At 64.4% G+C, this 12804-nt stretch carries 8 protein-coding genes; 3 read left to right on the top strand and 5 right to left on the bottom strand.

What is annotated here, in order from left to right; translation table 11 throughout:
* Positions 1-33: 33 nt before the first annotated feature.
* On the top strand, positions 34-507 hold the full coding sequence (locus WKW79_RS29005) for a very short patch repair endonuclease (RefSeq protein ID WP_340338704.1): 474 nt from the start codon (positions 34-36) through the stop codon (positions 505-507).
* On the opposite strand, the gene WKW79_RS29000 is transcribed toward WKW79_RS29005, so the two are convergent.
* From WKW79_RS29000 to zorA, 5 genes are all read right to left on the bottom strand, one after another.
* On the bottom strand, positions 450-2039 hold the full coding sequence (locus tag WKW79_RS29000) for a DNA cytosine methyltransferase (protein WP_340338703.1): 1590 nt from the start codon (positions 2037-2039) through the stop codon (positions 450-452). The two genes, WKW79_RS29005 and WKW79_RS29000, sit on opposite strands and share 58 nt — an antisense overlap.
* 64 nt (positions 2040-2103) lie before the next feature.
* Positions 2104-5385 (bottom strand): DEAD/DEAH box helicase, encoded by a 3282-nt coding sequence (locus WKW79_RS28995; protein ID WP_340338702.1) that lies wholly within the window; start codon positions 5383-5385, stop codon positions 2104-2106.
* A 77-nt stretch (positions 5386-5462) separates the two neighbouring features.
* Complete coding sequence (locus WKW79_RS28990; protein WP_340338701.1) at positions 5463-6875, bottom strand: EH signature domain-containing protein; 1413 nt, start codon at positions 6873-6875, stop codon at positions 5463-5465.
* Positions 6876-6904: 29 nt separating this feature from the next.
* Positions 6905-7657: a flagellar motor protein MotB gene (locus WKW79_RS28985; protein WP_340338700.1), complete on the bottom strand. Its 753-nt coding sequence runs from the start codon at positions 7655-7657 to the stop codon at positions 6905-6907.
* 32 nt (positions 7658-7689) lie between these two features.
* A complete protein-coding gene (zorA, locus tag WKW79_RS28980; protein ID WP_340338699.1) occupies positions 7690-9876 on the bottom strand; it encodes an anti-phage ZorAB system protein ZorA in 2187 nt (728 codons plus the stop codon).
* 457 nt (positions 9877-10333) lie between these two features.
* Between zorA and WKW79_RS28975 the strand changes: the two genes are divergently transcribed.
* Positions 10334-11812: an ATP-binding protein gene (locus WKW79_RS28975; protein ID WP_340338698.1), complete on the top strand. Its 1479-nt coding sequence runs from the start codon at positions 10334-10336 to the stop codon at positions 11810-11812.
* Positions 11809-12804, top strand: coding sequence for a PD-(D/E)XK motif protein (locus WKW79_RS28970; protein ID WP_340338697.1), 996 nt, complete (start codon positions 11809-11811; stop codon positions 12802-12804). The genes WKW79_RS28975 and WKW79_RS28970 overlap by 4 nt, the downstream gene beginning before the upstream one ends.

Genomic DNA, 12804 nt, shown 5'->3' with positions numbered 1-12804 from the left:
CGGGCCTGACGAAGCTGCCGGGGTCACCGCAAAATGTGTGCAGACATCGTCACTCCCGAGCAACGCAGCGCGATGATGTCGCGCATTCGCGGCAAGAACACGCGGCCCGAGCTGGCATTGCGGCGCCAGTTGTTCGCGGCGGGCTACAGGTTCAGGCTTCATCGGCGCGATCTGCCCGGAACGCCGGATGTGGTGTTGCCGCGGTATCAGGTCGCGCTCTTCATGCACGGCTGTTTCTGGCACCGGCATACGGGCTGTCCAATGACGACGGTGCCTTCGACGAATGCAGCGTTCTGGGAGGCCAAGTTTTCGGCCAATGTCGAGCGGGACGCAGCTGCCGTGCGAAGGCTCCAGGAACTTGGCTGGCGCGTTGCTGTCGTGTGGGAGTGTGTGATCGGCCCGGATGGGCTGACCGCTCTTCAATTCGACCGTCTCGTCGCTTGGATCAGTCAGGCGACCGGGGCTTCAGCCGGGACTCGGCGCCGGGACTTGCTCGAACTGCCCTGAGCAGCAGACTGGCCCAACATCTTCCAGACGATCCTCGCCAGACGGTTGGCCAGCAGCGGCGGCACGGCGTTGCCGACCTGCACGTACTGTTGAGTACGGTTGCCCTCGAAAAAATAGTCGTCGGGAAAGGTCTGCAGACGGGCCGCCTCCCGTACCGTGAGGCTTCGGCACTGCATCGGGTCGTAATGGATGTAGTAGTGGCCGTCCTTGGCGATGTGCGAAACGATGGTCGATGCAGGATCGTCACCGCACTGGACGCGAAATCGGTCGGGAAAGGGGATTGGCGCGCCATCGCCGACGCCGGCGTTGCGATGTTCGGGCAGCAGCTCGGGCGGATAGGCGGGGAGCCTCGGCGATCGACCCGTCACACTGGCGAAGGTGGCCGCAAACAGATACCTGGCGAGATCCGAAGCCATGTGCGAACGCGCTTCATGCTGCAGCACGCCCCCGACCTTGGGCCGCAGCACCCACTGGCGATAGGCCGTCTCGGTCGTGTTCATCCGCGCAACCGGGCGAATTGGTGGCTCCTTCAGGAAGGCACTGCCAGTGCTGTAGACCGAAGCCGCGGTAACGGCGGCTTCCTTCATGGACTCGGCGAGCCCGCGCGCATTCTCCGAGCGCCAGCCCTTGAGTGCTTTGTGCGCGCCCGCGACGGCGCGGTGCCAGGACTTGTGTGAATCTTCTTCTCGAGAGATACGGCTGCGAATCATCGGTAGATCCCATATGGCGTCCCGGACGCCGATCGAACGCATGGGCTCGAGCAGCTCGTGCGCGATGGGCGAGCCCGACTTGCGCACCCCGAGGAGGATGACGCGATGGCGTGTCTGCGGAATGCCGAAGCGCTCGGACTCGATCAGGTAGTCCTGCGGCGACAGGCCCAGACCCCGGTCATCGCACACGAAGGAACGAAGCTCATACTCCACGCCGTCGTGGGGCTTGGACAGGTCGTCGAAGATGCGGCCGAACATCGAGCGGCCCGAGTGCTTTGAGGACAGCAGGCCCTTGACGTTTTCCATGACGAAGATCGCGGGGCGGTGCGCCCGGATGATGCGCAGATACTCGCGGTAGAGGAAGTGCTTGGCGTCCTTCGAGAAGCTTGCGTCGTTGGTACGCCGAGCCCGGCCGGCCAGCGAATAGGCCTGACAGGGCGGGCCTCCGATCAGCACCCATGACGTGCTGCCCTGGAGTGCATGCCGGATCTTCTCGTCGATCTCGGTCTCGGCAGTCTTGCCCAACTCGAACGCGTGTGCCTCGTTGCGCGCCTCCCGAAAGGCTCGGGCCACTGCGGGAATCGCCTGGAACTGCGCAGCGGTGATCGACCCCGTGACGTAGTCGTAGTAGTGCTGTTCATCCGGCGTGCCGTCCAGCAGCCGGAAGACCGCGCGCAGCAGCAGCGTGGCGTGGGCGCTGGCTTCCTTTTCAATCGACACACCGAGGCGAAACACCGGCTGCCCGCTCTCGTCCTTCAGCGCGGCGAAGCCCTCGCCAAGGCCGCCGGGTCCGGCAAACAGATCGATGATGGGAATGGGCATTCTGAGCAGAGGTGGGTGGCGTTCGATGTTACCAGGTGCAGCGTTCGGAGCCGTGGTGCGGGGCTCAGCCGAAGTCCGCGAAGTCGGCGGCGCGCAGGTCGCCGCTGCCGTTGAGCATGTCGGCCGCCAGTTCCCGTTTTCGGGTCAGCAATGCATCGAGGCGCACGTCGAAGCTCGGGAAGTCTTCGCTCACCACGCCCGGGTGGTAGACCGTGACGGTGCGCTGCTGGCCGATGCGCCAGGCCCGGGCCGTGGCTTGGTCCTCCTTGGCGGGATTCCATGTCCGCGTGAAGTGAACGACATGGTTGGCGGCCTGGATGTTGACGCCAAAGCCCACCGCCACGGGCGACAGGATGATGACGTTGAAGCCGTCCTTGCGTTGGAAGGCATCGATGAGCCGTTGGCGGTTCTCGCCCACGCGCGGGTCGGCGGAGGTGTCGCCATTGACGATGGCGGGCGCGAATCCGAAGAAGGACGCGACGACACGCTGGATCGTCAGCTGCAGTTCGCGGAACTCGCAGAAGATGATCACCTTGTGCTGGCCGGCCGGATCGCGTGCCAGCGTGCGCAGCCGCTCGACCAGCCAGCCCATCTTGGGCGACTCGTTCAGAAGCCGGGCAATGGCCACACCTTGCACGTCGGCTTCCGCATGGCCGTGCGGATCGGAGCAGATCTGGCGGATGGCCAGCAGTGCCTGAAGCTGTGCCGAAGGATTGCCGGCGCGCTGCGCGCGCAACGAGGCGAGCGCCGCCTCGTAAAGGCCGCTCTGGTAGGGCGACATCGGAAGCTGCTTGCAGGCGAGGTATTCGACCGGCACCGGCAGATCTCGCGCCACCTCGATCTTCTTGCGGTGCAGGATCTGCGGTCGGATCACCTCGCGCAGTTCCTCGACCTTCGCGCGCTGCGCCTCGGTCCTGGCCTCGATCGGCTGCCGGTAGGTGCGCGAGAAATGGTTGAGCGCGCCCAGCAGCCCGGGTTGCACGAAGTCGAACAGGCACCACAGGTCTGCGAGGCTGTTCTCGACCGGCGTGCCCGTGCATGCGATGCGAAAGCGCACCTTCTGCTTCTTGGCCGAGCGGGTGACCATCGCCGCCGGCGTCTTGATCTTCTGCGCCTCGTCGCAGACCATGATCGACCAGCTCCGGGCCGCCATAGCGAACTCGAGGTCGCGCAGCGTCTCGTATGTGGTCAGCACCAGCCTGGCGCTTCCGATCCAGTTCTTCTTGAGCAGGCGCGTGATGCCTTGTGCGCGCAGTTCGACGTCCACCTCGTCCCTGCCGGCGCGCAGGGCCTTCAGCGAATCGCCGTAGAGCATGAGGAAGGGCAGCGCGCCGGGCTGGAAGAAGCGATCGATCTCGTTGCGCCAGTTCTCCAGCAGTGCCACCGGGGCCACGATCAGCGCGGGCGGAAGCGCCGGGTCGCGCTCGAAGCTTTCGGCGATGAAGCAGAGCAGCTGCAGCGTCTTGCCCAGGCCCATGTCGTCCGCCAGGATGGTGCCCCGGCACTGGTGCGGCGATGCGCTCCAGAGGTGCTGAAGCCAGGCGATGCCGCTCTCCTGATGCGGCTTAAGCCGTACTTCCGGTCGCAGCGATGCGGGCAGGCGAGGCGCATGGCCCTCGGGCATGTGCAGCGACTCGGCCCGCGCTTCGCTGTAGTCGATCTCCTCGAGGTTGCGCTTGATGACCAGGCGCCTGTGCGGCTCGAGCCGTGGTGCGTCGCCGGTGGGCCTGAAACTGCCGTTGCTCAACGCGGCGCGTGCGTTCGCCAGCGCCCCGACGGCCATGCGCGCGTCCGCCAGGGGCACCGGCACTGTCAGCCCCGGCAGATGCACCTCGTTGCGGCCCTGCGCCTGCGCCGCGTCGACCGCGGCCTGCAGCGAGGGGATGTCCTCGAAATCCAGTGGAACGAAGGCCGGGTCCTGCCCGGGCACGGTCGGCATGCGGATGCCGACCTCCGCGTTGCCCTCGAACCAGCCGGCGCCTCCGTCCTTGCGGGCGATCACCGGCGTGATGAAGGGCCGCTCGCTACCGATCGCCTCGACTCGTTCCGAATAGCTGCCGAGGTCGAGCACTTCATCCGCCGTCCACAGCGTGGGGCGGCGCCATTCATGGAGCCATCCTTGCAGGCGCGCGAGCTCGTCGGGCGTGTCGCCGGTGATCTCCAGTTCGCGTCCGCGCCAGCTGACGCAGGGGGCGTCGTCGTCCAGGCAGCGGCTCAGCGTGTCGGTGAACCGGGCGAGTTCATCGATGCTGTCGATCCACTCGTCGGGCGGCTTGACGGCCGTCGCGCCCAGCGATTCGATCAGGAGGCCGACGCACACGACTTCCCCCGTGTCGGTGCGCTCGACGTGCGGCGTGAAAGTCTCGAAGGCGATCCCGGCATCGTCGCGGGCGCGTTCGAACTCGTCGGGATCCATGACGGCGCGCGCCGCCTCGCCGAGCACGGCGAAGGGGTTGCGCACGAAAGCCTGCGCGCGCGCGCCGGCCGCCCGGCGGCCGGCCATACGCTTGATAGCGGCCAAGACCGTCGCAACCTCCGGCGCGATGATCACGCGGGCCAGCGCGGGGCCTTCAGGCACGTCGTAGCTGCGCTGCACGGGCAGCCGGTCGAACAACGAGAGCCAGCCGGCGGGCGCACCGTCGAAATCGGGAATGATTTCCAGCACGCTGGCGTCGCCGGCGCCATGCCGCCGCAGTTGCAGGCGAAGGCGCTCGGCGGTCAGGACGATCGTGCGCGAGAGGTAGTCGGAAACCGGGCATCCGGCTGCGATGGCCAGCTTGCGAAGCCGGCCGAAGAACAACTCCTTGAATGGCAGGGTGCGGTTGGCGACCGGCGTGGCATGAAAGCGCGCGAGCTCGTCGAGCAGCTGATGAATGCCCTCGGGCAGGAGTTGTGCACCGGCGTCACCGTGCAGCACGCGCCCGGCCGGGCGGGGTGCGGGCCGCAGCGGGCGTCCGGCAGCGTCGACCCAGCCATCCGCCAGGACGGCGAAGTCCGCATCGATCAGCGCGCCGGTGCTGACGAGCCGCGGTCGCGCATCGGACTGTGGCGGAATCTGCAATGCCTCGCGCCAGGGGCCGAAATCCGGGTGGCGAAGGAGCGTGTACACCTCGTCCCAAGTGAGGACGACGGCTGTGTCCTCGCAGATGCCCAGGCCTTCGGCGACGATCTGCGCCAAGCGGGCGCCGAGATCCGCGACGGCGGGAAACGCATGGGGCGCGGCCAGCCAGGCGGCGGCCGACGACCCGGCCGGCGCAGGATAGTGGATGCCGATGGCGTCGAAGCTTGCCTTCGGCGCCTGCGTCTCTGGAGGGGGCTTTTTTCTTCGAAAGAATGAGCCAAGCATGGGGCGGTGCTGTGCCTGGGGTCAGCCGCGCTGGCCGTTGCTGCGGGGAAGGACGATGGGCTGCATGTCGACCCGGCTCAGCGTCCTGTCGGGCGACGGATCACGGGCCGCAACTCGCCCCGCTCGGCCGGCACCGTCCGCAGCAGCGTGCGCAATTCCATGTCGAAGCGGGGCTCCCAGCCCGGTGTGTGGCTCAGTCGCTTGGCCAGCGCCCGCTGCTTGAGGTCGTCGATCGAGAACGTCTGTCTTCCAAGGTCGGTCTTGAAGTCCGAAGCCGCGAACACATAGCAGGCGTTGTTGGTCAGCCCGAATTCAATGACCATCAAGGGGCCGATGCGCATGATGAACGCATTGTTCTGCCCATCGTTGCCTGCCAGCGCGCGCTCCCGCTCGGCCATGAGCTTGCGCAGGTCGAGGAAGGGCTTGCTCTTGTTGCGGCGGGCGTCCGCGCCGAGCACAAACCACATGCCGGAGATCTCCAGTTCCCATTTGAGCCAGTAGTCTAGGCGCCGAACGTCGGCAGCGCCGTCCTGGGCGAGCAACTTGAAGAAGTCACGGATGAGCGCACGGTTGATCCATGCACCAACCATCTCCCGGGCCGGGTCGGAACGGACGTCCGCATCCCATGCGACGCGATGGAGCCAGGGGTCGCCGATCCGCTCGACGCAGGTGTCGCGCAGGTCCTCGTGCACCGGCTTTCTGGCGCATCGCGCATAGCGTGCCACCGCCAGCGCGGCGGCACGGGTGGCGAGCGCGCGCGGAAGGCGCAGGTCCGATCGTGCGTTGACGAGATCCAAGATGCCCGGCAATCCCGCATGGAATGCCGGATCGGCGGCGCCGCAGACGGTCTGGACATAGGCCATCAGCGCGTCCTCCCAGACCCAGGAGGTGGCGGGAATGCCGAGCTCGGTGCAGACTTGGCGGAAGGGCGCGCGATCGCCCCCTGCGAGCGCTTTCGCGTAGCGCGTGCAAGGGTCCGAAGTCAACAGGTTGCGATGCGAGAGCAGCGTCTCGATCCATCCGGGGGCTGCCTCTCGCAGGCGCGTCTTCGCCATCAGCGGATCGAGCTTGTGGTCGAGGAAGCCGCGCAGCCGGCCCCAGTTGACCGTGGACGCGGCAGTCGCCGCGTCGGGCGAGCGGTCGTACCCGAAATAGCCGTTCAGCAATCCCTGGTAGCACCGGCGAAACTGCCTGGGCTGCCCCTCGCGCGCCTCGACCAGGCTGATCAGCTTCTCGAACAGCGGCGGGCGATCGATGATGCGCCAGCCGGCGGCGCCGACGGGCAATGTGACGCCGTAGCAGACGTACTTCAGTTCGGTGAATGACCTGGCCTCCTGCGTCGATGCGAAGTGGCGCAGCGAGGATTGCATGACATCACCGGACGGCATGGCGACGTCGCTGTCACCCAGGATGCGCCGCAGATCCGTTAGCGCCTTCGTCATGGCCTGCGGTGCGCCCCAGGACTGTTGCGCCTTGGGACGGTGGGTCATCTCGGCCCGCATGAGGGCGCCGAGGGCGTCTAGCGCCGATCCGGGATGGGGCATCGTTCGCGAGGGTCCAGGGCTTCGGCCAGGACGCCTTTGTCAACGGTTGGCGCAGGATGGCGCGCTTCCTCGATCTGCTCGTCGCGGGTCTTGAACTCCAGCTTGAATTCGATGCGGCGGCTGTCGTCGGCCGTGGCCTGCAGCGAGTTGAACGATGCACCGCCAACGAAGAAGCGCGTGGCGATGAGTTGCCGGTCGGCTTCCGCCAGTGGTGCGACGCCGCTGGCGGGCGCGCGCAGCAACTCGCACAGCACGCGCTCGCTGCGCTCAAGGCTCAGGTTGAGGTTGAACAGGTACTTGCCGCTCTGGCTTGCATAGCCTTCCACGATCGCGCGCTTGAACCATTTCTGGCCGGCCTCGCTGGTTCTCAGCAGGTCGAGCAGCACGGGCGTGAACTGGCGCAGCAGGTCGCCCTGCGGCTGGGACAGGACGTTCTGTCCTTCACGCTCGAAGCGCCCGCGCGGGCCGAAGTCAATCGTGTTGCCGATGACGCGGATGCCGGCGAACTCTTGTGCAGTCACAGCCTTCCGAATGTCGCTCATCAGTCGGGAGATGGCTTCCGTGCGTTGGCGGTTTTCCTCTTCCTCGACCGACACCTTCTTCGTGACCGACAGCAAGGCCACGCTCATGGCCACCAGGAACAGGACCATCAGCGCCGACATCAGGTCGGAGAAGGAGATCCAGAAGGGCTTCTCACCTTCTTCGCGCCCGCGTCGGCGCGTGGGCATTCGTACGCCACCAATCATTCTTTCACTCCGTCTCAGGCGGTCGGCAGCGCTTCAAGCGTGTCGCCGAGTTCCTGGATCGCATCCCGCAGCAGGTTGGTGGCTTTCGCGAGTTCTTGGTGGAACGTCGTGTTGCTCTTGCTCAACGTGCTCTCGACATTGCTGGCGAAGGCGGCGTGCGCCTCGCCCAGCACCTGGGTGACGCCCTGCAGGTAGACATCGGCGGCCTGTTGCGCCTGTCCCAGTTTCTGGCTGGCCGCATCGAGGTTGCCGACCAGCGTGCTGGTCAGCGAGGCTTCACGCCGGGCGTTCTCCACGGTGCTGCGCAGGTCGCTCACCATGGTGGCGAGCGCATCGCGCACCGCCTTCTGCTCGCCCAGGGATTGGCGCGTGGAATCGAGCGCCGTGTTCAGCGTGCTGCCTGCGAGTTGCAGCTTGTCCGCGACGTTGCCCAGGCCATCGGTCGCAGCCCGGGTGGCTTCTAGGTTGTCACCCAGGCGGTTGGACGCGCCGAGGAGGCGCTCGGCGCCCGTGCCCATGCGTTCGACGTTGGCGTTGGTGGCCGTCTGCAGGCGCTCGACGCATTGGCGCATGGCATCCACCGCCGCCGAGACCGTCTGGCTCAGGCGCGTTGCATGCTGGTCCTGACGGTCCAGCAGCGTGCCGGCCTGGCTGGCGAGCGCGGCCTGACGCTCTCGCTGGGCGCTGTCGGCCTCTGCCGCACGCGCCTGCATGTTCGCAACGAGGGCCGCGGTGCTGTCGCCCAGATCCTTGAGCATGGCCGACGTCGCCTGCGTGGAGTCGCCCTGGGTCTTGGCCATGTTGTTGCCAAGACGTTCCATGAGCGCGCGCATCTCGTTCTGGGTGTCGCCGAGGCGGGCGAGGTGGTCCTGCTGGGCCTGGTGGGCATTGCCTTCCAGGTTCTGCACCAGCTTGGCCGTGGCGTCTCCGAGATCCTTCATCATCTTCATGGTCTGCGCCGCGGTGTCGGCCTGACCCTGGGCGACTTTCTGTTTCATCTGCTCGATAAAAGCCTGCATCTGCTGGTTGGATTCCGCCTGGCGGACCTGCATCTGCTGCAGTGCCTCGTCCATGCGCTTGCCCATCGCCTCGGCCGCGCCAGTGCCGGCGGACTGAATCTGGTTGGCCAATGTCTCGAAGCGCGTCGAGGCATCCTTGATGGTCGCGGCCGTCTGGCCGAGCATTTCGCTCATGCCCTTCAACTGGCCCCCGAACATGCCCTCCATCCGCTCCGTGAAATTGGTCAGGACGTTGGTGAGCAAATCGTTGACACCCTGGCCCGTGCTGGTGCCAAAGCTCTGGACCGCTTCGGAGATCCGATCCAGCGGACCAGCAAGCCCTTCTTTCAACGTCCCCGAGAGGGTCTCCCCGAGCTTGGCGCTGTTCGCGGTCATCGAGGCGATCTGCTGCTGCGTCAGCTCGGTCAGCACTTGCTTCAGGTCGGTGACCAGCGATTCCTTCATCTGCATGGCCTGCGTGGCCGAGGTCTCGGAGGCCTCGACCAGGCGCTGCAGATACTCCTCGCCGGCGCCGGCGTCGAACAGGCTGTCGATGAGGCCGCACAGGCGCTCCACCTGGGTGTAGCGGCTGTTGATGACCAGCTTCTCGATGGTCGTCACCACCATGGCCAGGCAGATGGCCGCGCCGGAATAGATGAACGCGCCGCCGACGCTGCCAATGAGCGTTCCGAGGCTGCGCTGGACCTCGGCGGCATCGCCTTGGACCTTGAATCCCATCAGGCCGACGATGAGGCCGGCAAAGGTGGCAATGATGCCGAGGCCGGTCAGGATGCCAGGAAGGTGCTTGTAGAACTCGGTGCGCAAAGGGGCGTCGACGAGCGCCTGCTCAGTGAAGAAGGCGTTGGCGGTTGCAGTGGCGCGCCAGCGGGCGATTTCAAGGATTCCGGTTGCGCTGGGCGTCTTCTGCCCGTGCAGGGTATCGCGGTATTCGTCCCAGCAATGACGCAGTGTCGCGCTGTTCATTGCCTCTTCGCGGACCTGATCAAGGTCCAGCACGACGCCTGCCCTCTTCAGGGCTGCGAGCTTGCGATGAGCAAGCTTGAGTTCGCGACCAGTGCGCAGGCCCGGCATCACGAAGAAAAGCACGAATGACAGAAAAGCCACGCAAAGGAGGCTGGCAATGGCGACATGCAGTGCGAGCGAGAGCGTGGCCTGGACGTCCGGCGACAACAAAGAAGACATGGGATTGTTCCTGCCAAGCGGCGTGGAAATGGATGGGCTAGAGGCGCCACAGGGGATACCCCAATTTTCGGGCATCGGGGTTAGTGACGCAGTGAACTACTTCACGGCGGTAACACAATTGTTTGCAATTCACTTTGTTTCGATTCGGGCAGGGCTACAGCACGGAAGGCCTGTCTAAGCTCGCCAATCAGCACACGGTTCTGGGCGATTGGGACCGCATTCGTAGCTCCTCAAGGGTCCGCAGCAGGCGGCGAGGTGCCACCTCATGGATGGCTGAATTCGATTCGCAAATGCCAGTGCGCGAGGCTGTCAAGGCGTTGTCGGCGAACACTCAGGCTGCATCAAAGATGTTCGGCTGACCAACTGCGTCAAACGAATCTGCACCGGCCAAGAGCTGACAGGTTCAAAAGATAATGCTGGTCTCGACGGACAAAGGAGAACTATGTACTTGGGGAAAATGAACATCGGCACCGTTGGCACGGATTCTGTTCTTCCCAATGAGGAGAAGTCTGCCGACATCTTTTCACGTGTCGGATACAAGATTGAGGAAGCTGTTGCTGACTTGGTCGACAACTCCATCGATGCGCATGCTTCCCAGGTTCTCATCCGATTTGTGCGCTCTTCCCAGGGAATTCACAGTGTCATCATCGCCGACAACGGCGATGGCATGAACGATGAGGAACTGCTCGAGGCGATGCGCTTCGGAACGCGAACCACGAAGGACGCCTCTGCATTGGGCAAGTACGGGATCGGTCTCAAATCGGCCTCGCTCAGCCAGGCACAGACTGTCACCGTACTCTCCCGGTGCGCAGGCACGACCATAGGGCGTCGTTGGACGGTTGAGAACATCCGGAAGAACTGGCAGTGCGAACGCTTGGAGTCCAGCCAGAGTGCGCAGTTCATGGATGCAAGCTTCGGACCTGTGACTCATACGGGCAACGGTACTGTTGTAGTCTGGGATCGGCTGGAGCATCTGAGGGCAGGCGGCGGCCATGTCGACAAGGTCTTGGAGAAGGTCCGCCGCTCGCTCTCTGTGGAGTTGGGGATCAAGTTCCACAGAATTTTGAGCGCCGGCAGGGTCACCATATTTATTGACGACATTGAAATAACCGAGGACGAGGCGTCTCTCCCGGTTCCAGTCGAGTCGCTCGATCCGTTTGGCTATTCGGGGAGCGGGCACCCCAAATATCCCAAAGCCCTAGTCATTCCCATTGGCAGGACCGAGCAACTGAGGTTGATCTGCCATGTCTGGCCGCCCAAATCGCGGGATCCAGGGTACAAGCTGGGAGGAGGGCGCGTCGCTTCTCGTCAAGGTTTTTACTTCTATCGCAACGACCGGCTTATTCAAGCCGGCGGATGGAACGGCTTGCAGGCCGACGACAGTGAGCCTCACATGTCTCTAGCTCGCGTGCAAATCGACCTGCCACCTTCGCTCGAGTCCTCGTTCAAGCTGGACATCGGAAAGTCGAGCATCGACCCGCCATCCGACTTCATCGTCAATCTCACCGCCGCGGGCCAATACCGTGAGTTCACCCAGTTTCTCGACGATGCGGAGGATGCTTACCGTCATCAGAAGAAGAAGGAATCCGCGAGGTTTCCTCTGATTCCAGGCGCCGGCATGCCCCGCGGAGTGCGCGCCAAGATCCGCACGGCATTTCGCGAGACAGGAGTGCCCGCTCCCGCAGAAATCGCTTTCGTCTGGATGCGCATGGAGCCGGACGAGGTCATTCGCCTCGACAGCGCTGCACAGCAGATCCAGTTCAACAGGCGCTACAAGACCGATCTCACGCAGAACATCGGCCACGACGGCGCGATCATCAAGCTGCTGATACTGCTGCTCTTCCAAGATGAAATGGGCAAAAGCTTCCTGACCGCACCTAGCAGGGACAGGCTCGCGCGGATCAATCAGGCCTTGTTGGCCACCTTCGCGGCATGAGCATCGAGACGCTCTCCTGGGACGTGTTGGCGGGGCATATGCATGCGGGCCGTCCGTTCGCACTGCCGCTAGGTGGTTCGCGTGGTGCAATCATCGAATTCGATCCAGGCGCTCCACGCCTGACCTTGTGCCTTGCAACTGCACCGGGCACCAGCGCTCCTGCCAGCCCGTTCAACGAGATTGCAGTGAACATGCGCAGCAGGGATGGAACGCCTTGGTTCTGCGCGCAGGTCGACAACGTCGAGCTGTTCTCTACGTTTCACCAGTTGGCATCCTTGGCAACGCGGTTGTTTGAAGTGCCGACTGCCACTGCCGCGGATGCGTTCATGCAGGCCGTGACCTCATGGAGGGCGCTGCTTCGCAATCTGCCGCTGTTGAGCGACGAGGCGCAATTGGGCTTGAGGGGGGAGCTTGCGGTTCTGTTGTCCATTCTGGCGAGTCGGGGGCCTTGCGCCGTTGGAGCCTGGACTGCCAGGCACACTCAAGTGCCGGGGCGACACGACTTTCGCCTCGGCAACATCGAGCTCGAAGTAAAGGCGACGCGCCGCAGAAAGCGCATCCACGTCATACATGGTCTCGAACAGTTGACCCCGAGTCCTGGCAATGCACTGTTTGTGGTGTCCTTGATGTACGAGCAGGGGGGGCAGTCTGGCGGCCTGTCGCTGGCAGATGTCGTCGATGCTGTGCGTTCCCACCTTCCGCCCGCCACCGAAGAGCGCGCAGAATTCGAAGCAAAGCTGACGCTGGCGCATTACCGGGACATCGATTCTGCGCACTACCTTGAAAAACTGATCCCCGCAGCGTCTGCGCATGTCATTCCGGTCGGCACGGCGTTCCCTGCGATAACCCGGGAAAAGCTGAGGGTCGTCTTGCCCCCGGAACTTCTTGGTCGAATCGGATCGCTCTCCTACGAGGTAGATCTTTCCGAGCTGGGCGCAGGGGCGGAATCCGATACGTATGTCGACATCTTCGGCGATCAGCCAATCAATTGA

The sequence above is a fragment of the Variovorax robiniae genome (genome assembly GCF_037889955.1).
GTDB classification, from domain to species: Bacteria; Pseudomonadota; Gammaproteobacteria; order Burkholderiales; family Burkholderiaceae_C; genus Variovorax; species Variovorax robiniae.
Note: the sequence above shows the minus strand (reverse complement) of the source record. Positions and strands in the feature narration are given on the sequence as shown.